At 64.7% G+C, this 23,912-nt stretch carries 23 protein-coding genes; 10 read left to right on the plus strand and 13 right to left on the minus strand.

What is annotated here, in order from left to right:
• Positions 1 to 2 precede the first annotated feature (2 nt).
• The 5 genes from prmA (at position 3) to AB3X98_RS09035 (ending at position 4,584) form a co-directional block, all read left to right on the plus strand.
• On the plus strand, positions 3 to 899 hold the full coding sequence (gene prmA, locus AB3X98_RS09015) for a 50S ribosomal protein L11 methyltransferase (RefSeq protein ID WP_368605977.1): 897 nt from the start codon (positions 3 to 5) through the stop codon (positions 897 to 899).
• A 136-nt stretch (positions 900 to 1,035) separates the two neighbouring features.
• Positions 1,036 to 2,403, plus strand: a complete 1,368-nt coding sequence (locus AB3X98_RS09020; protein WP_342948393.1) for a DUF3426 domain-containing protein — start codon at positions 1,036 to 1,038, stop codon at positions 2,401 to 2,403.
• 106 nt (positions 2,404 to 2,509) lie between these two features.
• Positions 2,510 to 3,010, plus strand: coding sequence for a thiol peroxidase (tpx, locus tag AB3X98_RS09025; RefSeq protein WP_042270386.1), 501 nt, complete (start codon positions 2,510 to 2,512; stop codon positions 3,008 to 3,010).
• A 112-nt stretch (positions 3,011 to 3,122) separates the two neighbouring features.
• Positions 3,123 to 4,064: a carbohydrate kinase family protein gene (locus AB3X98_RS09030; protein WP_069268517.1), complete on the plus strand. Its 942-nt coding sequence runs from the start codon at positions 3,123 to 3,125 to the stop codon at positions 4,062 to 4,064.
• A 43-nt stretch (positions 4,065 to 4,107) separates the two neighbouring features.
• Entirely contained in the window at positions 4,108 to 4,584 is a 477-nt protein-coding gene (locus AB3X98_RS09035) for a glycine zipper 2TM domain-containing protein (protein ID WP_069268516.1), read from the plus strand.
• 261 nt (positions 4,585 to 4,845) lie between these two features.
• On the opposite strand, the gene AB3X98_RS09040 is transcribed toward AB3X98_RS09035, so the two are convergent.
• The 7 genes from AB3X98_RS09040 to AB3X98_RS09070 all read right to left on the minus strand — a co-directional run bounded on the left by AB3X98_RS09040 (position 4,846) and on the right by AB3X98_RS09070 (position 13,114).
• A complete protein-coding gene (locus AB3X98_RS09040) occupies positions 4,846 to 5,424 on the minus strand; it encodes a histone H1-like DNA-binding protein (RefSeq protein ID WP_069268515.1) in 579 nt (192 codons plus the stop codon).
• A 28-nt stretch (positions 5,425 to 5,452) separates the two neighbouring features.
• Complete coding sequence (locus AB3X98_RS09045; protein WP_083245612.1) at positions 5,453 to 5,779, minus strand: hypothetical protein; 327 nt, start codon at positions 5,777 to 5,779, stop codon at positions 5,453 to 5,455.
• A gap of 93 nt (positions 5,780 to 5,872) precedes the next feature.
• Positions 5,873 to 7,096, minus strand: a complete 1,224-nt coding sequence (locus AB3X98_RS09050) for a ribonucleotide-diphosphate reductase subunit beta (RefSeq protein WP_028207823.1) — start codon at positions 7,094 to 7,096, stop codon at positions 5,873 to 5,875.
• A 554-nt stretch (positions 7,097 to 7,650) separates the two neighbouring features.
• Positions 7,651 to 10,641 carry a ribonucleoside-diphosphate reductase subunit alpha gene (locus AB3X98_RS09055; RefSeq protein WP_342948391.1) on the minus strand — a complete coding sequence of 997 codons (2,991 nt, stop codon included), beginning with the start codon at positions 10,639 to 10,641 and terminating at the stop codon, positions 7,651 to 7,653.
• Positions 10,642 to 11,200: 559 nt separating this feature from the next.
• On the minus strand, positions 11,201 to 11,839 hold the full coding sequence (gene ampD, locus AB3X98_RS09060; RefSeq protein WP_342948390.1) for a 1,6-anhydro-N-acetylmuramyl-L-alanine amidase AmpD: 639 nt from the start codon (positions 11,837 to 11,839) through the stop codon (positions 11,201 to 11,203).
• Complete coding sequence (locus AB3X98_RS09065; RefSeq protein WP_069268512.1) at positions 11,836 to 12,162, minus strand: PP0621 family protein; 327 nt, start codon at positions 12,160 to 12,162, stop codon at positions 11,836 to 11,838. The genes ampD and AB3X98_RS09065 overlap by 4 nt, the downstream gene beginning before the upstream one ends.
• Positions 12,163 to 12,184: 22 nt before the next feature.
• Positions 12,185 to 13,114, minus strand: a complete 930-nt coding sequence (locus AB3X98_RS09070) for an inner membrane protein YpjD (protein ID WP_368605976.1) — start codon at positions 13,112 to 13,114, stop codon at positions 12,185 to 12,187.
• A gap of 116 nt (positions 13,115 to 13,230) precedes the next feature.
• Here AB3X98_RS09070 and ffh point away from each other — a divergent pair, with 116 nt between their 5' ends.
• Positions 13,231 to 14,598, plus strand: coding sequence for a signal recognition particle protein (gene ffh / locus AB3X98_RS09075; protein ID WP_069268510.1), 1,368 nt, complete (start codon positions 13,231 to 13,233; stop codon positions 14,596 to 14,598).
• Positions 14,599 to 14,745: 147 nt separating this feature from the next.
• Positions 14,746 to 15,297 carry a hypoxanthine-guanine phosphoribosyltransferase gene (locus AB3X98_RS09080; protein ID WP_028207817.1) on the plus strand — a complete coding sequence of 184 codons (552 nt, stop codon included), beginning with the start codon at positions 14,746 to 14,748 and terminating at the stop codon, positions 15,295 to 15,297.
• Positions 15,298 to 15,383: 86 nt separating this feature from the next.
• Here AB3X98_RS09080 and AB3X98_RS09085 read toward each other — a convergent pair whose 3' ends face one another.
• Positions 15,384 to 15,983, minus strand: coding sequence for a MarC family protein (locus AB3X98_RS09085; RefSeq protein ID WP_069268509.1), 600 nt, complete (start codon positions 15,981 to 15,983; stop codon positions 15,384 to 15,386).
• 35 nt (positions 15,984 to 16,018) lie between these two features.
• A complete protein-coding gene (locus AB3X98_RS09090; RefSeq protein WP_342948387.1) occupies positions 16,019 to 17,755 on the minus strand; it encodes a proline--tRNA ligase in 1,737 nt (578 codons plus the stop codon).
• Positions 17,756 to 18,020: 265 nt separating this feature from the next.
• On the opposite strand from AB3X98_RS09090, the gene AB3X98_RS09095 reads away from it, so the two are divergent.
• Both AB3X98_RS09095 and AB3X98_RS09100 read left to right on the plus strand, forming a co-directional pair.
• On the plus strand, positions 18,021 to 18,710 hold the full coding sequence (locus tag AB3X98_RS09095; protein WP_069268507.1) for an RNA pyrophosphohydrolase: 690 nt from the start codon (positions 18,021 to 18,023) through the stop codon (positions 18,708 to 18,710).
• Positions 18,711 to 18,829: 119 nt separating this feature from the next.
• Positions 18,830 to 19,399: a CNP1-like family protein gene (locus AB3X98_RS09100; protein ID WP_368605975.1), complete on the plus strand. Its 570-nt coding sequence runs from the start codon at positions 18,830 to 18,832 to the stop codon at positions 19,397 to 19,399.
• A 95-nt stretch (positions 19,400 to 19,494) separates the two neighbouring features.
• Here the strand turns inward: AB3X98_RS09100 and proB are convergent, their stop codons facing one another.
• From proB to rplU, 4 genes are all read right to left on the minus strand, one after another.
• Entirely contained in the window at positions 19,495 to 20,613 is a 1,119-nt protein-coding gene (proB, locus tag AB3X98_RS09105) for a glutamate 5-kinase (RefSeq protein WP_069268505.1), read from the minus strand.
• An 85-nt stretch (positions 20,614 to 20,698) separates the two neighbouring features.
• A complete protein-coding gene (gene cgtA / locus AB3X98_RS09110; protein ID WP_069268504.1) occupies positions 20,699 to 21,802 on the minus strand; it encodes an Obg family GTPase CgtA in 1,104 nt (367 codons plus the stop codon).
• A gap of 191 nt (positions 21,803 to 21,993) precedes the next feature.
• A complete protein-coding gene (gene rpmA, locus AB3X98_RS09115) occupies positions 21,994 to 22,257 on the minus strand; it encodes a 50S ribosomal protein L27 (protein ID WP_042270345.1) in 264 nt (87 codons plus the stop codon).
• Positions 22,258 to 22,283: 26 nt separating this feature from the next.
• Positions 22,284 to 22,595, minus strand: a complete 312-nt coding sequence (gene rplU / locus AB3X98_RS09120; RefSeq protein WP_007180329.1) for a 50S ribosomal protein L21 — start codon at positions 22,593 to 22,595, stop codon at positions 22,284 to 22,286.
• Between the two features lie 292 nt (positions 22,596 to 22,887).
• Here rplU and AB3X98_RS09125 point away from each other — a divergent pair, with 292 nt between their 5' ends.
• A complete protein-coding gene (locus AB3X98_RS09125; RefSeq protein WP_069268503.1) occupies positions 22,888 to 23,880 on the plus strand; it encodes a polyprenyl synthetase family protein in 993 nt (330 codons plus the stop codon).
• Positions 23,881 to 23,912: the final 32 nt, after the last annotated feature.

A 23,912-nucleotide genomic window follows, 5' to 3' on the forward strand; every position in this document is an offset into this window, starting at 1 on the left:
TCATGAGCTACCGGGAACTGATCGTCGAGCTCGAGCGTGACCGCGCGGAAGAACTTTCCGACGCGTTGATCGAGCTTGGCGCCCTCTCGGTGTCGGTGGAAGACGCCGACGCCGACACGCCCGACGAGCAGCCGCTCTTCGGCGAGCCGGGCTTAACGCCCGAGCGCACCGCGTGGCAGCATTCGCGCGTGATTGCGCTGATCGGCGCCGATCAGGATCCGGCCGTGCTGCTCATGGCCGCTTCGAACGAGCTGGGTCTCACGCAAACGCCGAAGTTCTCGCTGCGCGAAGTCGAGGAGCAGGACTGGGTGCGTCTGACGCAATCGCAGTTCGACCCGATCCAGATCGGCGAGCGCATCTGGGTCGTGCCGTCGTGGCACGATGCCCCGGACCCGAACGCGCTCGTGCTCGAGCTGGACCCGGGCCTCGCGTTCGGCACAGGCAGCCATCCCACCACGCGTCTGTGCATGGAATGGCTCGAACAGCACGTGCAGCCGGGCAATTCGCTGCTCGACTACGGCTGCGGCTCGGGCATCCTCGCGATCCTCGCGAAGAAGTGCGGAGCGAATCCGGTGATCGGCATCGACATCGACCCGCAGGCAGTCGAGTCGGCGCGCCACAACAGCGAGCGCAATCGCGCGGAGGTTACCTACGGCCTGCCCGACGATTGCCCCGCCGGCGAGTTCGACATCGTCGTCGCCAATATTCTGTCGAATCCGCTCAAGCTGATGGCCTCGATGCTCTCGTCGCGCGTGAAACCGGGTGGGCACATCGCACTTTCGGGCATTCTCGCGCGCCAGGCCGAGGAAGTCGCGCAGGTGTACGCGCAGTGGATCGAGATCTCGGTCTGGCGCGAACACGAAGGCTGGGTCTGCCTCGCGGGCACGCGGCGCGCCTAGTCCCTTCCCGTTCCGATCGGGCTCGCACGAGCCTGATCGCGCCCCAAGCGGCAAGACCGAAGTCGTAGACTGCGGTGAATTGCCAGTAGAATGCGGGTATCACCAATCCTCCGGTCTACCCAGATCTTCGGCCCACATGCTTCTGGCAACGCGCTGCCCCTTCTGTGAAACCGTATTCCGCATCCAGCCAACGCAGCTCGCCGTGCGGCGAGGCCTCGTGCGTTGCGGACATTGTCAGGAAGCGTTCGACGCGTCGGGCAGTTTGTACGAGATGCCCGAAGGGGGCGACTTCACGCGCGCGGTGCCCCTTGCAGCCGAAATCGCGGCCAGCCTGACCTCGCCGCCATCGGAGCCCCCTTCGCGCTTTGCCGCGCAGCCCGCTTCGGAACCCGCCTCACAATTCGCATCGCAGTCTGCATCACAAGCCACATCGCAGCAGCCCGATGATCAGGCGTATCAACCCGCAGCAGCAACGCCATCGCAAGAGCCGCCCCCCACGCTGGGCGCCACACCCAGTTTCACGAATCGCACGTGGGACCCGTGGGCGCCGCCGCAGGACAGCCAGCGCGATCCGCGCCTGAAATACGACGCCGACAAACTGCCTGGGGCAAGCGTTGCCCGCGGCGCCTCGCCTGAAATTACGCCCGGAGCCGAGTCGCGGGTCGCCTTCGACGACGAACCGACGCCTGGACGCGCTCCACAAGATGCGCCGCGAGCGCCGGCGGCACCTGCAGCAGAACCGGTACCGCCCCCCCAGCAGCCCGCAGCCGCCGAACCCTTCCCGCCCGCCGCGCGCTGGACGCGCAGCGAGCCGAACCTGGGCACGAGCGGCCCGAAAGAGCCGACCTTTTCGGCCAACGAAGCATCGGCTGCGACTCGCATGAACGACCCCGAGCCCGCGCTCGGTCCCCGCACCCGCGAAGCCGCGCCAGAGCCCGCGTTCAGCGCGCTCTCGCCCAACGACGGCGCCTCACCCTTCGCCGTCACCCGCGAAGCGCCCGCCCGCCCGCGCGGTTCGCGCGGCCTCGTCTGGCGCATTCTCGGCACGCTCATCGCCATCCTGCTGTTTGCGCTGCTCGTGGTGCAGCTCGCGTGGTGGCAGCGTGAAACGGTCATGGTCTACTGGCCCGACTCGCAGTCGCTCTATCAGCAGGCGTGCGAGCAGCTTGGCTGCCGCGTGCTGCCGCCGCGCGACATCGACGGTCTGCTGGTCGAGCCGTCCGATCTGCGCCAGGTCGACAACGAGCCGCATCACCTCGAACTGAAGGTGCCGCTGCGCAACCGCTTCAACGTGGCGCTCGCGTACCCCGCCATCGAGCTGTCGCTGCTCGACCGGCAGAACAACATCGTCGTGCGGCGCGTGCTGTGGCCGCAGGACTACGTCACGCCCGGCACGTCCATCGAAGCCGGTTTGCCCGCACGCACCACGCAGACCATGATCGTGCGGCTCGACACGGGCGACGTGGTGGCGTCGAACTTCCGCATCGAGATTTTCTACCCCTGATTTTCCGTCTGTACGCGGGTGCACTGGCGTGCCCCGCGCATTTCCCGGCGTCCCGTATCGCGCGGGTGCGCCATTCACCACACCATGCATTCCCGGAGAGCACATCATGAGTCAAGTCACGCTAGGCGGTAACCCGATCGACGTCGCCGGCACGTTCCCGAGCGTCGGCCAGAAGGCCCCGGCGTTCTCGCTCGTCGGCAAGGATCTGAAGCCTGTCTCGCTCGCCGATTTCGCCGGCAAGCGCAAGGTGCTGAACATCGTGCCGAGCCTCGACACGCCGACCTGCGCCACCTCCACGCGCAAATTCAACGAAGCCGCCGCCGGCCTGAGCAACACGGCTGTCGTCGTGATCTCGGGCGACCTGCCGTTCGCCGCCGCGCGCTTCTGCACGACCGAAGGCATCGCCAACGTCGTCACGGCCTCGACCTTCCGCGGCCATGAATTCGCGCAAGCCTATGGCGTGGACGTGACGAGCGGCCCGCTCACCGGTCTGACCGCGCGCGCCGTCGTCGTGCTCGACGAAAACGACAACGTCCTGCACGCCGAGCGCGTGAGCGAAATCAAGAACGAACCGAACTACGACGCCGCACTCGCCGCGCTGAAGTAACCGGCGGCGGCGCACACGCGCCTCGCGCCTGCGCTTTCAGATCAATGCGCAGGCGACGCGCAGGCCGGTGCGCCGCCCCCTTTCCCTACCACGCCCTACAGGAATTTCCGCCTTGGCTACGCTGATCTGCGGCTCGCTCGCCTACGACAACATCATGACCTTCGAGGGTCGCTTTCGGGAGCACATCCTGCCCGAGCAGGTGCACATCCTGAACGTGAGCTTTCTCGTGCCGACGATGCGCCGCGAGTTCGGCGGCTGTGCCGGCAACATCGCGTACGCGCTCAATCTGCTCGGCGGCGACGCCCGCATCATGGCGACGCTCGGCGCCGCCGACGCGCGCCCGTACCTCGAACGCCTCGACACGCTCGGCCTCTCGAAGGCGCACGTGCGCGTGCTGGAGGATACGTGGTCCGCGCAGGCGATGATCACGACTGACCTCGAGAACAACCAGATCACCGCGTTCCACCCGGGCGCGATGATGCAATCGCATTTGAACCGCGCCGACGAAGCGCCCGGCATCAAGCTCGGCATCGTCGCGCCGGACGGCTTCGACGGCATGGTCCAGCACGTCGAGCAGTTCGCGAAGGCCGGCGTGCCGTTTATCTTCGATCCGGGCCAGGGCCTGCCGCTCTTCGACGGCGCTTCTTTGCGCCGCGCGATTGAACTTGCGACCTACGTAGCGGTCAACGACTACGAAGCCAATCTTGTCAGCCATCGCACCGGCTGGTCGTTCGATGAAATCGCCGGCCATGTCGACGCGCTGATCATCACGCGCGGCGAGCACGGCTCGCAGATCTACCACAGCGGCAAGATCGAGGAAATTCCTCCGGTCAAGGCCGCTCAGGTGCTCGATCCGACCGGCTGCGGCGACGCTTTCCGCGGCGGCCTGCTCTACGGCATCGAGAACGGCCTCGACTGGGCAACCACGGGGCGTCTCGCGAGCCTGATGGGCGCGCTCAAGATCGAGCATCTCGGTCCGCAAAACTATGCGCCTACGCGAGCGCAGATCAACGAACGGTTCAAGGAGGCATTCGGCTACGAACTGCCGAACTGAACGCGGGAGCCGCACACGAACGGCGCCCATTGGAGCTACGGGAATGAAAATAACAAGTCGTCTGATTGTTGCAGCCATGCTCGCGGGGTCGCTCGCGATGTCGGGCTGCGCCTATAACAGCAGTTCCGCCGATGTGTACACGGCCTCGCAGGCGCAGCGCGAGCAATCGGTGCGCATGGCCACGGTCGAAAGCGTGCGCGCGGTGAAGATCAGCTCCAACAACGGCCAGCCTAGCGGCCTTGGCGCGGTCGGTGGCGGCGCGCTCGGCGCGGTCGCCGGCAGCCGGATCGGCGGCGGCACGGGCTCGATCGTCACCGGCATCATCGGCGGCATTGCGGGCGCCGTGGCCGGCAACGCGGTCGAGAACGGCGTGGCCATGCGCGACGGACTCGAGATCACGGTGCGCCTCGACAACGGCGACTACCGCGCCATCACGCAATCGGCGACCGGCGAAGTGTTCAACGCGGGCGAGCGCGTGCGGCTGCTCTCGAGCGGCGGTGTGACGCGCGTCACCCACTAAAGCTTTCCCCTGTACCGCAGCGGCGCCTCGCGCCGGATGCGGAACCTCAGGCGCATGTGCTCCCCTGTGCATGCGCCTTTTTTCATGCCCGCACGCGGCATGCAGGCGCCCTCACCCCGACTATTACGAACTCCAGACGAAAAAAATCCCGCCGCGGACAACCCAGCGACGGGATCGGGATCGAGCCTGGCGCGCCATGCCGCCCGGCCCGGCCAACGAAGCGCGCGTACGATGCAGCCTGCGCGCTTCGTCTCGGACTGCTTACGGACGGCTGCCGGTCGGGAACGGCCATGCTGCGGCCGGATTCAGGGCAGTCTTGACCGTTGCTGCGGGCGCGGACGGTTGCGCAGCAGGGGCAGCAGGTGCGGCAGCGGCCTTCGCAGGCGCCTTCTTGGCAGCCTTCTTGGCGGCAGCCTTCTTCGCAGGCGCAGCCTTCTTGGCAGCAGCCTTCTTCGCAGGCGCCTTCTTGGCTGCAACCTTCTTCGCAGCGACCTTCTTGGCGGCGGCCTTCTTCGCCGGTGCTGCCTTCTTCGCAGCAACCTTCTTCACGGCGACTTTCTTGGCTGCAACCTTCTTCGCTGCGGCCTTCTTCGCCGGTGCTGCCTTCTTCGCAGCGACCTTCTTCACGGCGACTTTCTTGGCTGCAACCTTCTTCGCTGCGGCCTTCTTCGCCGGTGCTGCCTTCTTCGCAGCAACCTTCTTCACGGCGACTTTCTTGGCTGCGACCTTCTTGACCGCGACCTTCTTCGCTGCGGCCTTCTTCGCCGGAGCTGCCTTCTTCGCTGCAACCTTCTTCACTGCGGCCTTCTTAGCCGCCGGTTTCTTCTTGGCAGTAGCCATTTTTTTCTCCTTCAGGTTCAGATGAGAGTCAGTTCAAACTACACCCTTCGTCAAAACCCGCTTCCCGCGAACGCTTCTCACGGCGCACGCTGCGAAGCGGGCTATTCATCGGCGTACGCTGATCCCGCGCGCTTACGCTAATGAATGCGGTAAGGCGCGCCGTGCCACGAGGCACAGCGCGCCAAGTCATTCCGGCGTCGGCTACCGACACCGGGCAACGTTCGTTGAAAGCGGCGGCCTCACGACACGCGAAGCCTGCGCGCTTTTCCGGGGGGAAGTTTGCCCATCCCTCTGAAGGGTTCGCAAAGTGCCTGTCACGTCGGTGAGCCAGCCTGGCTCCGGGCATGCTTTGCATCAGGCGTTCCTGCTCCTAATCATCATGCCGGTCGAGGCGCCTGCACGGCGCCTCGCGGCAACCCCAAAAGACTTGCACCGCAGTGCGCCCGGGTTATTCCCAGGACAGCGCACCACCCGTCTGATATTCGATCACGCGCGTCTCGAAGAAGTTGCGTTCCTTCTTCAAGTCGATCATCTCGCTCATCCACGGGAACGGATTCTCTTCGTTCGGGAACAGCTGATCGAGACCGATCTGCTGGCAACGGCGGTTGCAGATGAAGCGCAGATAGCTCTTGAACATCGATGCGTTCAGACCGAGCACGCCGCGAGGCATGGTGTCCTCGGCGTAGCGGTACTCGAGGTCGACCGCATGCTTGAACAGTTCGGTGATTTCCGCACGGAACGCCGGGGTCCACAGGTGCGGGTTTTCAAGCTTGATCTGGTTGATGAGGTCGATGCCGAAGTTGCAGTGCATCGACTCGTCACGCAGGATGTACTGGTACTGCTCAGCGGCGCCGGTCATCTTGTTCTGGCGGCCGAGCGCGAGAATTTGCGTGAAGCCTACATAGAAGAACAGGCCTTCCATGATGCAGGCGAACACGATGAGCGACTTGAGCAGATTCTGGTCGGCTTCGAGCGTGCCGGTCTTGAACGACGGATCAGTCAGCGTCTGGATGAACGGGATCAGGAACTCGTCCTTGTCGCGGATCGACTTGACCTCGTGGTACGCGTTGAAGATCTCGCTCTCGTCCAGACCCAGCGACTCGACGATGTACTGGTAGGCGTGCGTGTGGATCGCCTCTTCGAACGCCTGGCGCAGCAGGAACTGGCGGCATTCGGGCGCCGTGATGTGCCGGTAGGTGCCGAGCACGATGTTGTTCGCGGCGAGCGAGTCGGCGGTCACGAAGAAGCCGAGGTTGCGCTTGACGATGCGGCGCTCGTCCTCGGTCAGCCCGTTCGGGTCCTTCCACAGGGCGATGTCGCGGGACATGTTGATTTCCTGCGGCATCCAGTGGTTCGCGCAGCCTGCCAGGTATTTTTCCCAAGCCCACTTGTACTTGAACGGGACCAACTGATTCACGTCGGTCTGGCCGTTGATGATGCGCTTGTCGGCGACATTCACGCGCGCTTCGGTCGAGACCGGCGCTTGCGGCGGCGGTGCAACGGCGAAGTCGCTGGCGAAGATGTTGGTCGCCGTGGAAGCCTGAGGAGCGGAACGCAGACCAAACTGCACCTCGGCAGCCTGGACAGCCTGACCCGCGGGGTTGCGCATTGCGTTTTGCTGCGCACCGCTCGACGGAGTTACGGCCGTGATCTCGTCATCCCAGTTGAGCATAAATGTCACCATCAATTTAGATCGGTTTGTACCATCTTTTCGTGAGCGATAAAAGGGTTCGCACACGAAAAATCCTGTTTTCGATTCGCGTTGCGACCTCGATACAACACTTTGTTATCGCATCGTGTCGATTGCATCGCGTGAGCACTGTGTAGAGAGCACTGATTCGTCGTGCTCACTTCGCATGTGCGATGTGCTTCGAAGGTCTTCGCGACATCGAGAGCGTGTGTGAAAGACGGGGTTCGCCGCGCGCTTTTCGCTCGCGCTGCGAGCGCGTTTTCACTCGCCGCTCACTGCCTGCCGCGCGCGGCGCTGGTAGCTCGCGCGGCCTTGAGTCTTGTCCCTGCGAGAAACTCCAGGGATTCCTTCCTGTTGCCTCTTTCGCGTACCGCAACGCGCGTGGTGCGAGTTGCCGGGAGAGCCGGCGCGCATTGCGCGCGCCTCGTTCGTTGTTACATCTCGCTACGACTGCTTCGACTACTGTTTACTACTGATGCTGCGGTCCTCGCATGATGCGAGCGGCGTTGCACCGCACGCATCATGCGCAGCCAGCTTTACTGGCAAGCCTCGCACTCTTCGAAGCCGGGGTCGCCCGGACGCATCATGCACACCGGGCCATCGGCTTCCGGCGCCGCCTCAACCGCGGCTTGCGGTGCGGCCTGCATCGTGGTCGACCCTGCTGCACCGCCGAATGCGCCGCCCGTTGCACCGCCGAACGCGCCGCCTGCATTGCCGCCGCCCTCGCCGCCCGTCGGCACGGCGTTGAGCGCGCCGTGCGCAACCGTCGACTTCTCGACGTGCGTCGCCCCCATCGTGCGCAGGTAGTACGTGGTCTTCAGACCGCGCACCCAAGCGAGCTTGTAGATCTCGTCGAGCTTCTTGCCCGATGCGCCCGCCATGAAGATGTTCAGCGACTGCGCCTGGTCGATCCACTTCTGGCGACGCGATGCGGCTTCGACGAGCCACGTCGGGTCGACTTCGAACGCCGTTGCATACACAGCGCGTAGATCGGCCGGCACGCGGTCGATGCGCGAGAGCATGCCGTCGAAGTACTTCAGGTCGGCGACCATGACTTCGTCCCACAGGCCGCGCGCCTTCAGGTCGCGCACCAGGTAGTCGTTCACCACCGTGAATTCGCCCGAGAGGTTCGACTTCACATAGAGGTTCTGGAACGTCGGCTCGATGCAAGGCGACACGCCGATGATGTTCGAGATGGTCGCGGTCGGGGCGATCGCGATGCAGTTCGAATTGCGCATGCCGTGCGTCGCGATGCGCTCGCGCAGCGACGTCCAGTCCATCGATTCGCTCGAGTCGACTTCGACGTAGCCGCCGCGTGCTTCGGCGAGCAGCTTGAGCGTGTCCTGCGGGAGGATGCCGCGATCCCACAGCGAGCCGCGGTAGGTCGAGTAGCGGCCGCGCTCGGCTGCCAGCTCCGTCGACGCCCAGTACGCGTAGTAGCAGACGGCTTCCATCGAGCGGTCGGCGAACTCCACGGCTTCCTGCGAAGCAAACGGCGTGCGCAGAACGTGCAGGCAGTCCTGGAAGCCCATGATGCCCATGCCCACCGGACGGTGCTTCAGGTTCGAGTTGCGCGCCTTCGACACCGCGTAGTAGTTGATGTCGATGACGTTATCGAGCATGCGCATCGCCACGCTGATGGTGCGCTTGAGCTTGTCGTGGTCGAGCGCGAACGTGCCGTCGGCCTGTTCCACCATGTGCGCGACGAGGTTCACCGAGCCCAGGTTACACACGGCGATTTCGCTGTCGCTGGTGTTCAGCGTGATTTCCGTACACAGGTTCGACGAGTGGACGACGCCCACGTGCTGCTGCGGCGAACGGATGTTGCACGGATCCTTGAACGTGATCCACGGGTGACCCGTTTCGAACAGCATGCCGAGCATCTTGCGCCACAGTTGCGCGGCCGGCAGCTTCTTGAACAGCTTGATCTCGCCGCGCGCGACCTTTTCTTCGTAAGCCGTGTAAGCCTGTTCGAACTCGGCGCCGAACTTGTCGTGCAGATCCGGGCAGGTCGAGGGCGAGAAGAGCGTCCAGTCGCCGCCTTCCATCACGCGCTTCATGAACAGGTCGGGAATCCAGTTCGCCGTGTTCATGTCGTGGGTGCGGCGGCGGTCGTCACCCGTGTTCTTGCGCAACTCGAGGAATTCTTCGATGTCGAGGTGCCACGATTCCAGGTAGGCGCACACCGCGCCCTTGCGCTTGCCGCCCTGGTTCACGGCGACAGCCGTGTCGTTCACGACCTTCAGGAACGGCACGACGCCTTGCGACTTGCCGTTGGTGCCCTTGATGTGCGAGCCGAGCGCGCGCACGCGCGTCCAGTCGTTGCCCAGACCGCCGGCAAACTTCGAGAGCAGCGCGTTGTCCTTGAGCGCTTCGTAGATGCCGTCGAGGTCGTCGGCAACCGTCGTGAGGTAGCACGACGAGAGCTGCGAGCGATGCGTGCCCGAGTTGAACAGCGTGGGCGTGGACGACATGAAGTCGAACGACGAGAGCACGTTGTAGAACTCGATCGCGCGCGCTTCGCGGTCGATCTCGTTGAGCGAGAGGCCCATCGCGACGCGCATGAAGAATGCCTGGGGCATTTCGATGCGCGTGCCGCCGACGTGCAGGAAGTAGCGGTCGTACAGCGTCTGCAGACCGAGGTAGCCGAACTGCAGGTCGCGGCTCGCGTCGAGCGCGTTGCCGAGACGCTTGAGGTCGAACTGCTGGAGCTTGTCGTCGAGCAGGCCCGCTTCCACGCCGCGCTTGATGAACTGCGGGAAGTAGTCGGCGTAACGCACGGCCATTTCGGCTTGCGTCACTTCCTCTTCGAGAATTTCGCGACGGATCGTGTGTAGCAGGATGCGCGAGGTCACCTGGCTATACGCCGGGTCCTTTTCGATCATCGTGCGCGCAGCGAGGATGGCCGAGTCGTAGACCTGGCTCATCGGCACGCCGTCGTACAGATTCTTGACCGTCTCCGCGACGATCGGGTCGGCGTTGACCGCGTCGCCGAGACCGTCGCACGACGAGTCGATCAGCGCGCGCAGCGCCTGCATGTCGAGCGGGCGCGTCACGCCGTTGTCCGTGACGTTGATGCCGGGCGCTGCGCTCGCTGCCGTTTCCGGCGCGTTGGCGCGCTCCTGGTTGCGCTTCTCGCGATACAGCACGTAGGCGCGCGCGACGTTGTGCTCGCCGCCGCGCATCAGCGCGAGTTCGACCTGATCCTGGATGTCTTCGATGTGGAACGTGCCGCCGTTCGGACGGCTGCGCACGAGTGCGCGCACGACGTTCTGCGTGAGCTGTTCGACGAGCTCGCGAATGCGCGCAGACGCCGCGCCCTGGCCGCCGTTCACGGCGAGGAAGGCCTTCGTCATCGCGATCGCGACTTTCGAAGGTTCGAACGACACCACGCTACCGTTGCGGCGAATCACCTTGTGGTCGGCGAACTGCTGCGCGCTCGTCTGGCCGTCTTGCGGTTGGCCACCCAGCGTGTGCGCGGCGGGCGCGCCTTCATACCGGGTCGAGACGTTATCGGTCGTTTGCATGTGCAAAGCTCCTGGGTCCTGGAAAGGTGCGAAGAGAGTTCGCGGATTAAGACGGACGCCGACGTCGTGCCCCCGTGTGCACGCTCGATCGGGCAGAGAAAAAAGTCCAGCCTGGCGAGGCTGCCGGATGCGACAAGGCAGATGAATCACGGACTGCTTCGGTCTTCATCGTGGATGTCGCGATCATTGGCTGTACCTTCTCTCTCGATTACAGCCGGTGCGCCGGTTCTCTCGGCCGGCGGCACCGTACAAAGTTTCTGTTTTTTCTATGCCGGTAACGCGCGCGGCGCCTTGCGAGTGAAGCGGGGCGCCGCGGTACAACACAACATATGGTGTGAAGCCTTGTTTCGGGTACCAAGTATAGTGGAAGAAACAGTACGATCAAATGGCTTTTTTTGCTGGTCCTATCTTGACAAGACCACAAGCCAAGCGGCGCGGGGCCTGGCGGCGAATGCCCCTTCGAGTGGTCTGCGAGGCGCGCGCGAAGACCTTGCGTTTGCGCGCGAGCGGTGCTTATTTCTTGCGCAGTTTGAGAGGGTTCAGCAGGCGATCGAACGTGTCACGACGCCGCGTCCTGCGCGCCGTGCCCCTGGATATAGGGGAAGCTGGCATCGGCGAGCTGCGTATCGTGTTTGAGGCGCGCCCAGTCGAAGTGCGGGCCGGGATCGGTCTTGCGCCCGGGCGCGATGTCCGAATGGCCCGCCAGCGCCTCGATCGGATAGTGCGCGACGAGCGCCTTCACGAGCGCCGCGAGCGTCGCGTATTGCGGCGCCTCGAAGGCCGTCGTGTCGCTGCCTTCCAGTTCGATGCCGATGGCGAAATCGTTACAGCGCTCGCGCCCGAAGAAGCTCGACGCGCCCGCGTGCCACGCGCGCTCGTCACACGACACGAACTGCTCGAGCGTGCCATCGCGATGAATGACGAAGTGCGCCGAGACGCGCACGCCGCGCAGGTTGGCGTCGAAGTACGGATGCGCGTCGCAGTCGAGGCGGTTGAGAAAGAGATCGGCGATCTCGGGGCCGCCGAAGACGTTGGGCGGCAGGCTGATGTTGTGGACGACGATGAGCGTCGGCACGGCGCCTGGCGGGCGGGCCTCGAAGTTGGGCGAAGGCAGTTGGCGTGCGCCGGGCACCCAGCCCTGCGCATCGACTGCGTACGCGCGCGATCCTGGCAGTCCTGGCGATCCAGCAGCGCTCATCGTGCGGGGCGATCCTGGGCCGTGGTGCGCGCGTCCCAGGCACGCGCGTGCTCGGAACTGCAGAACGAGCGCGCGCCGACATTCACCGATTCACTGCGCGGCGCATGCACGCCACACTCGGCGCAGCGCACCATCGGCTCGGGCAGCGCAGCCTTGCCGCTCGTGCTCGCGCCGCCAGTGGCGCTTTGCGCGGCGCTCTGCCCCGGCTGCGCGCCCTGTCCCGGTTGCGCACCGGCGCGCGTCTGCGTCTGCGCACGGCGCAGCGCCTTGACGAACCACTGTCCGACCACGAACAGCAGGACGAGGAGAAGAATCTGTCTCATCGGAACACGCGACTCACACGACTCAAACCACAGGGCGGTGCAGCAGCACCTCGAAGACGAAACGGCTGCCCACATAAGCGAGCAGCAAGGCGATGAACGATGCGATCACCCAGCGCAGCGCAGCGCGGCCGCGCCAGCCGGAAATCTTGCGCGCGGTGAGCAGCGCGCCGAACATCAGCCACGAAAGAATCGCGAAGACGGTCTTGTGATCGAGCGAAAGCGGCCGGTCGATCAACTGCTCGCTGAACACGATGCCCGAGACGAGCGTGGCCGTGAGCAGCACGAAGCCCGCGCCGATCAGGCGGAACAGCAGCTTTTCCATCGTGAGTAGCGGCGGCAGCGTCTCGATCCAGTTCGAGAGCCAGCCACCGCCGCGATTGCCCGCGTTGCGCTGGAAGCCGGCGCCCTTCAGGGCATGCAGCCGGCGCTCGACGGCGAGCATCAGCACCGCATGCAGCGCGGCGATCGCGAAGAGCCCGTAGGCGATGTTCGCGATGACGAAGTGCAGCTTGAACATCGGCGCGGCCGCGTAGGGCAGCACGCGCACGCCGCCGAACACGAGCGGCAGGATCGACGCGACGGCCGCCAACGGCAGCAGCAACAGACGCAGGCCGTCGAGCGAAAAGAAAAAGCTCTCGATCCAGTAGATGCCCGCGCCGAGCCAGAACATGGCCGACAACGCGAAGGCGAAGCCGAACACCATTTCGTTGGCGGGGAAGATCGTCATGTGCAGGAGCACGCCGTGCGCGGCGAGCGCGGCGAACAGCAGCGCGCGCGAAAGCGGGCCGAAGGTCCGCGCGCGCAGGGCGTCGCCGCCCGCGCCGAGCGTCACCGGAACGGGAGGCACGCTGCCGAGCAGCGGCGCGGTGCCCGCGCGGCGCAGCGCGCGCCAGTCGGCGGCGCACAATCCGCCGTACAGGAGCACGGTGAGGGCATACAGTACAATATCCATGTTCGAAGTTTACTATAGGCCCCCTGGCCGCGCGCTCACCTAACGAATCGGCGACGAAACGCGGCGCATTCCCGTTTTGCGCGCGCGGGCCGGGCCGCACTGCTCACCGCCTCCCCATGCTCGACAATCTCACTCAACGGATGGCGCGCGTCGTCAAGACGCTGCGCGGCGAAGCCCGGCTGACCGAAGCCAATACGCAGGAAATGCTGCGCGAGGTGCGTCTCGCCCTGCTCGAAGCGGACGTGGCGCTGCCCGTCGTGCGCGAATTCATCGCCAAGGTGAAGGAGAAGGCGCTCGGCGAAGAAGTGATCTCCAGCCTCTCGCCGGGCCAGGCGCTCGTCGGCGTGGTGCAGCGCGAGCTGACCGCCGTGATCGGCGGCGACTACGAAGGCCGTGCCGCCGAACTCGATCTCGCCGTCACGCCGCCTGCCGTCATCCTCATGGCGGGTCTGCAGGGCGCCGGTAAGACCACCACCACCGGCAAGCTCGCCAAGCTCCTGCGCGAGAAGTACAAGAAGAAGGTCCTCACCGTTTCGTGCGACGTCTACCGCCCTGCCGCTATCGCGCAGTTGAAGACGGTGACGGAACAGGTCGGCGCCGACTTCTTCCCCTCGCAGCCGGACCAGAAGCCCGTCGAGATCGCCGCCGCCGCGGTCGACTGGGCCAAGCGCCACTATCACGACGTGCTGCTCGTCGACACGGCCGGCCGCCTCGGTATCGACGAGGCGATGATGAACGAGATCACCGCGCTGCACGCCTCGCTCAAGCCCGCCGAAACACTGTTCGTGGTCGACGCCATGCTCGGTCAGGACGCGGTCAACACCGCGAAGGCGTTCAACGACGCCCTGCCGCTCACCGGCGTCGTGCTCACCAAGCTCGACGGCGACTCGCGCGGCGGCGCGGCGCTCTCCGTGCGCCACATCACGGGCAAGCCGATCAAGTTCGTCGGCGTCGCGGAAAAGCTCGATGGCCTCGAGGTGTTCCACCCGGACCGCATGGCGAACCGTATTCTCGGCATGGGCGACATTCTCGCGCTCGTCGAGGAAGCGCAGCGCGGCGTGGACGTCCAGGCCGCGCAAAAGCTCGCCGACAAGGTCAAGAAAGGCGGCGACTTCGACCTCAACGACTTCCGCGCGCAGCTCTCGCAGATGAAGAGCATGGGCGGCCTGTCGTCGCTCATGGACAAGCTGCCCGCGCAGTTCCAGCAGGCCGCCTCGGGCGCCAACATGGGCCAGGCCGAGAAGCAGATGCGCCGCATGGAAGGCATCATCAATTCGATGACGCCCGCCGAACGCGCCAAGCCCGAGCTCATCAAGGCCACGCGCAAGCGCCGCATTGCGGCGGGCGCTGGCGTGCAGGTTCAGGAAGTGAACCGCATGCTCAACCAGTACGAGCAGATGCGCACCATGATGAAGAAGCTCAAGGGCGGCAATCTGCAAAAGATGATGCGCGGCATGAAGGGCATGATGCCCGGCATGCGCTGATCCTGCGGGCCGCGCGGCGCACATCGCGCGCACGGCGGCCCCATTCGACGCGGCGCGCGACGGACCGAATGCGCGGGTTTATGCTGTAGCGCGCGCCGCCGTTATTTTCCACACTTCAATAGCTACAGCTACCTTCCCGCCAGAGTCATGAATCGCGAAGAAGCCCTGCACATTTTCCGCCACTCCGAAGAGATCGTTTCGGAGGGCGACGTCAATGCGTCGATCGGCCGGATGGCCGAAGCCATCCGCGCCGAAATCAGCGAGGACTTCCCGCTCGTGCTGTCGGTGATGGGCGGCGCCGCCGTGTTCACCGGCATGCTGCTGCCGCACCTCGACTTCCCGCTCGAGTTCGACTACATCCACCTCACGCGCTACCGCAACGCGATCAAGGGCAGCGCCGAGATGCAGTGGCGCGTGGCGCCGCGCGAGTCGGTGAAGGACCGTGTGGTGCTCGTGCTCGACGACATCCTCGACGAAGGCGAGACCATGGCCGCGATTCGCGACCGCATCATGGACATGGGCGCGAAACGTTTCCTTTCGGCCGTGCTGTGCGAGAAGACGCTCACGAAGGCCAAGCCGCTGCATCCCGACTACTGCGGCTTTTCGGTGCCGGACCGCTACGTGTTCGGCTGCGGCATGGACGCCAAGGGTTACTGGCGTAATCTGCCGACTATCCGTGCGCTGACCGAAGGCGCGTGAAGCGCGCATCGACTGTCTGACGCACCATGAAAGAAGCAGCCCGCGGGCTGCTTTTTTGTTGCCTGCGACGCGCGCTGCACGCGGCGTCAGAGGTGATGCACGAAGGTCGCGATGCCCGCGAGGATCATCTCCACCGATATCGCCACGAGCACGAGGCCCATCAGCCGCTCGAAGGCCGTCACTACGCGCTCGCCGAGCCACTGCTGGATGCGCTCCGCCATCACCAGCACGACCGCGCAGATCACCATCGTCACGACGAGCGCGGTCATCCATTCGTAGAGTTTGCCCGGCGCCTGAGAGGTGAGCAGCATGACCGTGGCAAGCGCCGAAGGCCCGGCCAGCGCAGGAATGGCGAGCGGCACGATGAGCGGCTCGCCGCCCTTGTCGCCGCCACCGAACGGGCCGCCCGGATGCGGAAAGATCATCCGCAGCGCGATGAGGAACAGTACGATGCCGCCGCCGATGCGCAGCGAGGTATCGGTGAGCCCCATCATGCGCAGGAAGCTGTTGCCGGCGACCATGAAGATCAGCAGGATCACGAACGCAATCGCGACCTCGCGCAGGATCACGACCGCGCGGCGCTGCTTGGCAACGCCGCGCAGGCAACTGATGAAGAGCGGAATATTCCCGAGCGGGTCGGTGATGAGGAGCAGCAGGACCGTAGCGGACAAAAAACTGTACTCCACGCTCGCAGCGCTCCTTTAACCGGGATGGATCGTCGTTAAACCGCGAGTGCCGCGCGGATCTTCTGCGCCACCGTCTGCGCGGCCTCATCGGCCGCGAGCAGCGTCGCTTCGGTATCGCGGCGGCCCTGGTACTCGATCTTGCCGTCCTTCAGGCCGCGCTCGCCGATCACGAGACGATGCGGCACACCGATCAGCTCCCAGTCGGCGAACATCACGCCCGGGCGCTCGCCGCGGTCGTCGAGAATCACGTCGACGCCCGCTTCGAGCAGTTCGTTGTAGACGCGCTCGGCGTGCTCGCGCACGAGCTCGCTGCGGTCCATGCCCATCGGGCACACGACGACCTGGAACGGCGCGATCGACTCAGGCCAGATGATGCCCTTCTCGTCGAAGTTCTGCTCGATGGCTGCACCGAGGATACGCGTGACGCCAATGCCGTAGCAGCCCATCTGCATCGGCGCAGGTTTGCCGTTCTCGGCGAGGAACGTGGCGTTCATCGCTTCCGAGTACTTCGTGCCGAGCTGGAACACGTGGCCCACTTCGATGCCGCGGCAGATGTCGATCACACCCTTGCCGTCCGGCGAGGGGTCGCCCTTCTTCACGTTGCGGATGTCGGCAACGACCGGCTCCGGCAGATCGCGGCCCCAGTTCACGCCCGTGGTGTGGAAATCGACTTCGTTCGTGCCCACGACGAAATCGCTCATGTTCGCGACCGTGCGATCGGCGATCACCTTGACCGGCTTCTTCGTGCCCAGCGGACCGAGGTAGCCCGGCGGCGTGCCGAACCACTCGACGATTTCCGCTTCGGTCGCGAAGCGGAAGCCGCTCAGACCTTCGAGCTTGCCGACCTTGATCTCGTTCAGATCGTGGTCGCCGCGCAGCATCAGCAGCCAGATCGTGGGCTCGGCGCCTTCGTTGTCCGTCGCGAGGATGATCGACTTGATCGTGCTTTCGAGCGGGATGCCGAGAAGTTCAGCCACAGCCTCGCATTTCGCCGCGCCCGGCGTGGGCGTCTTCGTGAGCGCTTGCGTGGGGGCGCCGCGCTGCGCGATGAGCGGCAACGCTTCGGCGGCTTCGACGTTGGCCGCGAAGTCCGAGGTCGGGCAGTAGGCGATGTCGTCCTCGCCCGTTTCCGCGATCACGTGGAATTCGTGCGAGCCGCTGCCGCCGATCGAGCCGTTGTCGGCCGCGACTGCGCGGAACTGCAGGCCGAGACGCGTGAAGATGCGCACGTAGGCGTCGTACATTTTCTGGTACGAGAGCTTGAGACCTTCGACGTCCTTATCGAACGAATACGCGTCCTTCATGATGAATTCGCGCCCGCGCATCACGCCGAAACGGGGACGGATTTCGTCGCGGAACTTCGTCTGCACCTGATAGAAGTTCACCGGCAGTTGGCGATAGCTCTTGATCTGGCCGCGCGCGATGTCGGTGACGACCTCTTCGTGCGTCGGGCCCATCACGAAGTCGCTCTGCTTGCGATCCTTGAAGCGCAGCAGTTCCGGCCCGTATTGTTCCCAGCGACCCGACTCCTGCCACAGCTCGGCCGGCTGCACGGCCGGCATGAGCAGCTCGATGGCGCCGGCGCGGTTCATTTCTTCGCGCACGATCTGCTCGACCTTGCGAATCGAACGCAGACCGATCGGCAGATAGTTGTAAATGCCGCCAGCGATGCGACGGATCATGCCCGCGCGAACCATCAGCTTGTGGCTGACGATTTCCGCGTCAGCGGGCGCTTCCTTCAGGGTGCCGATAAAGAAACGGGAGGCTTTCATTCAAATTATCCAAAAGCGGCGGCCCGGTGCAGACCGCCCGAAGAAGTGACCAACGGAGGAGTTCACGAACCCGCCATTATGACAACGTGCCGCATGCCGCGCCGATGACGCGGGCCAGATGCCAGACCGATCGCGCCCCGAGACCGTTTTGCGCGGCCGCGGCCATTCGCTCAACTTTCCGGACGGCGGGTCACGGACGGCGGGTGCGTGAGGGCCGTTATCTGTTTATAATCAAAGCAATTTTAAAGGATTCGAAGGTGGTTGTATGCTGGATCGTGAGGGGTTTCGCCCGAACGTCGGCATCATCCTCTTGAACGCGCGAAACGAGGTGTTTTGGGGCAAGCGGGTTCGCGAACATTCCTGGCAGTTTCCGCAAGGGGGCATCAAGTATGGTGAAACCCCCATGCAGGCAATGTTTCGGGAGTTGCACGAAGAAACCGGTTTGCATCCGGAGCACGTCAAGATCGTCGGTCGCACACGCGACTGGTTGCGTTATGAGGTGCCGGACAAGTTCATCAAGCGCGAAGTGCGCGGCCATTATCGCGGCCAGAAACAGATCTGGTTTCTGCTGCGTATGGTCGGGCGCGACTGCGATATCTGCCTGCGGGCAACGGAGCATCCTGAGTTCGATGCGTGGCGCTGGAATGAATACTGGGTGCCGCTCGAGGCGGTCATCGAGTTCAAGCGTGACGTCTATCAACTCGCGCTGACCGAACTCTCGCGCTTCCTGCGCCGGCCCGCGCCGCGTCAGGAGCGTCTGGGCGTGCAGGCTCACGAGGTGCGCTACCCGCGCATCGTGACGTCGGCGCACGCAGACGCGGTGCACGCCGAGCCGTATGAGGCCATGCCGGAAGGCGTAGCCGCACGGACAGCGCGTACGCCGATCGAAAGCGATTGCGAGTCGGCGCAGAGTATCATCGAGCCTGCGCAGGACGAGCAGGATCAAGGGGCTTGAGCCAACGCAAAGAACGCCCGAACCGGCGGGGTCCGGCGCATCACGCGCCGGGCCCCGCCGGTTCGCATTCGCGGCGCAGTTCGTTCGTAACTGACGCCCGTGCTTCGAGGAAAACCAATTTGAAACGATTTGCTCTTGCTGCGGCATGCGCCGCAGGCGGTGTGCTGCTTCTGTCGGGACTGGCCGCGTGCTCCAGTTCCGGTCCCACGAACAAGGACGACAGCGCGTTCGTCTACCTTCTGGACCGCAAGGGCGAATGGCAGGAGAACAAGCTCGAAGGCCTGCCGCCGCTGCCGCAGGCCGGCGCGACGCTGCTGCCGTTCGATGTCTCGAACAACTCGCCGCTCAAGTTCGCCATCGACCCCGCATCGCTCACGGTCGGCACGGATGGCGTCGTGCGCTACACCATCGTCATCTCGAGCCCGAGCGGCGCGCGTAACGTGAACTACGAAGGGATTCGTTGCGACACCTACGAGTGGCGCCTCTACGCGAGCCTCGACGCCGATCACAACGGCTGGGACCAGACCGTCGCGAACAACTGGTCGCGCATCGAGAACGGCACGCTCAATGCGTACCAGTCGAGGCTCTATCAGGACTACTTCTGCGCCAACAAGATGCCGATCGCGAAGGCGTCGACCCTTATCGAGAACCTGCGCTACGGCCGCACGCAGTCGACGCTGGTGCGTTAAGCCGCGCCCCGACATGCTGTGATGGGCATGAAAAAGCCGCTGCGGCCTTTGGCCACAGCGGCTTTTTGACTTTTGGCGCTGCGCGGGAACGCTCGTCAAACCAGCACGAGATTGTCGCGGTGAATCAGTTCCGGCTCGAGCATATAGCCCAGGATGCCCTCGATCTCGCCGCTCGGATGACGCTGGATCAGCTTGGTTTCCGCGCTGCTGTAGTTGGTGAGTCCGCGCGCCACTTCCACGCCCGCGCCGTTCAGGCAAGCGATCACTTCGCCGCGCGCGAACGCACCCTGCACGCCGGTCACGCCGATGGGCAGCAGGCTCTTGCCATCCGCCGTGAGCTTCTGCACCGCGCCGTCGTCGATCACGACGTGGCCGCGCACCTGCAGATGGTCGGCCATCCACTGCTTGCGCGCCGCCATGCGCGCCGTACGCGCGATGAGCTGCGTGCCGATCGCCTCGCCCGCAGCCAGACGCACGAGCACTTGCGCTTCGCGCCCGCTTGCGATCACCGTATTCGCGCCGCTATGCGCGGCGCGCTTGGCCGCGAGAATCTTGGTGAGCATGCCGCCGCGGCCGATGCTCGACCCCGCGCCGCCCGCCATTGCCTCGAGTTCCGGCTTGCCTGCATCGGCTTCCTGCACGAGCGTCGCACCCGGGTCCTTGCGCGGATCGGCCGTATAGAGGCCGCTCTGGTCGGTGAGGATGATGAGCGCGTCGCCTTCGATCAGGTTCGCGACGAGCGCGCCGAGCGTGTCGTTGTCGCCGAACTTGATCTCGTCGGTGACCACGGTGTCGTTCTCGTTGATGATCGGCACGACGCCCAGGCGCAGCAGCGTGAGCAACGTCGAGCGCGCATTGAGATAGCGTTCGCGGTCAGCCAGGTCGGCATGCGTGAGCAGGATCTGCGCAGTGCGGATATCGTGCTCGGCAAAGCGGCTCTCGTAGACCTGCGCGAGCCCCATCTGCCCGACTGCCGCGGCAGCCTGAAGCTCGTCGATCTCGCGCGGCCGCTTCGTCCAGCCGAGCCGTTGCATGCCTTCCGCGATCGCGCCCGAACTCACGAGCACGACTTCCTTACCCTGCGCACGCAGCGCCGCAATCTGCTCGGCCCAGCGGCCGATTGCCGCATGATCGAGCCCGCGGCCGTCGTTGGTGACGAGGCTCGAACCGACTTTCACTACCAGACGCCGTGAATCGGCGATGACGGAACGCATGCTGCGCGGTCTCCCAAATGACTGATGACGCGTGAAGATTCCTTGGCGCGACCGGCGCGGCTCGCGCACCGGCCGGTGCGGCGAATTACTCCTGCGGCTGCTGCGCGTTCCCGCCCTGCCCCTCGCGGAAGCGCACGTCCGAGGCGAGGTCTTCGGCTTCGGCCGCACGGCGCGCGTCCGAGTGCGAGGAGACGTAGTCGTACACCGCGTAACACAGGTTTTCGCAGCCCTGCCCCGTGAGCGCGGAAATCTCGAACACGGGACCGTCCCACTCGAAGCGCTTCACGAAGTCGGCAATACGCTCGGCGCGCTCCTCCTCCGGCACCATGTCGAGCTTGTTCAGCACGAGCCAGCGCGGCTTGTCGTAGAGCGTCTCATCGTACTTGCGCAGCTCGCCGACGATCGCTTTTGCCTCCGCAACCGGATCGACGCTTTCATCGAACGGCGCGAGGTCGACCAGATGCAGCAGCAAGTTCGTGCGCTGCAGGTGGCGCAGGAACTGGTGACCGAGGCCCGCGCCTTCGGCGGCGCCTTCGATCAGGCCCGGAATATCGGCGATCACGAAGCTCTTGCTCGGCCCCACGCGCACCACGCCCAGATTCGGCGCAAGCGTCGTGAACGGGTAGTCGGCGATCTTGGGCTTCGCATTCGACACCGAGGCGATGAACGTGGACTTGCCCGCGTTCGGCATGCCGAGCAGGCCGACGTCGGCCAGCACCTTCAGTTCCAGCTTGAGCATGCGGCGCTCGCCGGGCTTGCCGTCGGTCTTCTGACGCGGCGCGCGGTTCGTTGACGACTTGAAATGCAGGTTGCCGAGGCCACCTGCGCCGCCCTTCGCGACCATCACCTGCTGCTCGTGCTCGGTCAGGTCGGCGATCAGCTCGCCCGTGTCCTGGTCGGTGATGACCGTGCCCACCGGCATACGCAGCGTGATGTCGTCGCCGCCCTTGCCGTAGCAGTCGGAGCCGCGGCCGTTCTCGCCGTTGCGCGCCTGGTGCTTCTTGGTGTAGCGGTAGTCGATGAGGGTGTTGATGTTGCGGTCGCCGACAGCGTAGACGCTGCCGCCGCGCCCGCCGTCACCGCCGTCCGGCCCGCCGAACGGGACGAACTTCTCGCGTCGCATCGACGCGCTGCCATCGCCCCCATCGCCGGCGATGACTTCGATCTTCGCTTCGTCAATGAACTTCATGAGTTACTCCGTCCCGTGGATATCGATATTTTGCCCGCCATGGCCAAAACTGGCCAACAACGCACCGCAAGTGAACGCAAGCCCGTTACGACCCCGAAAGACTGCGGATAAATAAAAAGGCCCCGCAAACTTCGCGGGGCCTTCCTTGCGTCGCGTGCAGCCCGCTCGCGAGCGGTCTAAAGCTTGAAAGCTCAGGCCGCTGCGGGGACGACGTTGACCGTGTGCTTGTTGGCTGCGCCCTTGGTCGTGAACGAGACATGGCCGTCGACCAGCGCGTAGAGCGTGTGGTCCTTGCCGATGCCGACGTTGTTGCCCGGGTGCATGCGCGTACCGCGCTGGCGAACGATGATGCCGCCGGCGAGGATGGCCTGGCCGCCGTACACCTTCACACCAAGTCGTTTCGACTCTGAGTCGCGGCCGTTACGTGACGACCCGCCTGCCTTTTTGTGTGCCATTTGTTTGCTCCTTTACCTGCGTGCGCTTACGCGTTGATCGCGTCGATGCGCAGTTCGGTGTAGTTCTGGCGGTGGCCGCCATGCTTCTGGTAGTGCTTCCGGCGACGCATCTTGAAGATGGTCACTTTGGCATGCCGACCTTGCGACACAACGGTGGCCTTGACGGAAGCCCCACTCACCAGCGGCGTACCGAACTTAATCGATTCGCCTTCGCCCACTGCGAGAACCTGGTCGAGCGTGATTTCTGCGTCAATGTCAGCCGGTATCTGTTCTACTTTAAGTTTTTCGCCAACGGCAACCTTGTACTGCTTGCCGCCGGTTTTTATGACCGCGTACATTGAGAACCTCACTCTTCAATAATTTCGGGACACACTGCGCGCCCGAAACCTTAGATTATACATAGAGTTAGCTGCGTGGTCAAAAGGTGTGCAAGTCCATTGCGCGGGTGCGCGCGAGGGATCTGGCGCCCGTCGGACGGGCGCCAGGGCTATCCGTACGGCATAGCGCCAGCATCCATGCGGCCGTCGGGCCCGCGAGAAAATAGAGGGAGCCATCGGCAGGACGGTAGCGGAGCGTCCGGCATGCAGTCGATTCGCCTTATAATCCGCGGCACTACCCCTATTTGCCATCATGTCGTCCACCGCCACCCCATCCCCCAGCGCAGCCACCCTGCTTGCCCCCATCGCCAGTGACATGGAGCAGGTGAATCGTGTCATCCGGCAGAGCCTGGCGTCCGAGGTGATGCTGATCAACCAGATCTCCGAGTACATCATCGGCGCGGGCGGCAAGCGGCTGCGTCCGGCGCTCCTGCTGATGGTGGCCGGCGCGCTCGGCGACCACGGCACGGAGCGCCATGTGCTCGCAGCGGTCGTCGAGTTCATTCACACGGCCACGCTCCTGCACGACGACGTCGTCGACGAATCGGACCTGCGGCGCGGCCGCCAGACGGCCAACGCGCTGTTCGGCAACGCCGCCAGCGTGCTGGTGGGCGATTACCTGTATTCGCGCTCGTTCGAGATGATGGTGGGCGTCGGCAAGATGCGCGTGATGGAAATCCTGTCCGCCGCCACGACGATCATCTCCGAGGGTGAAGTCCTGCAGCTGCTGAACATGCACGACGCCGACGTGGACACCGACCGCTACATGCAGGTGATCCGCTACAAGACCGCCAAGCTTTTCGAAGCCGCGGCGCAGCTCGGCGCGGTGCTTTCGGGAGCGGATGCGCGCACCGAGGAAGCGGCCGCCGAATACGGGCGGCGCATCGGCACGGCATTCCAGATCATGGACGACTGGCTCGACTACACGGGCACGCCTGAATCGATGGGCAAGAACGCGGGCGACGACCTGCGCGAAGGCAAGCCCACTCTGCCGCTCATCTGGCTGATCGAGCACGGCACGGCCGCGGAAGCCGCGCTTGCACGCGAAGCGATCGAGCAAGGCGGCACGACGCGCTTCGACGAAATCTTCGCGGCAATCACGCGCTCGGGCGCGCTCGAGCACACGCTGCAATGCGCGCGCACCGAGGCCCAGGCCGCCGCCGACGCGATTTCAGCGTTCCCCCCTTCCATTTACAAAGATAGCCTGCTAGAATTATGTTCTTACTCAACGACGCGCCAGTCTTGAAACAGACGAAGCGAGTTGTGGAGTCCAGCAGT

Source organism: Paraburkholderia sp. BR14312, assembly GCF_040948675.1.
Lineage (GTDB): Bacteria > Pseudomonadota > Gammaproteobacteria > Burkholderiales > Burkholderiaceae > Paraburkholderia > Paraburkholderia nodosa_A.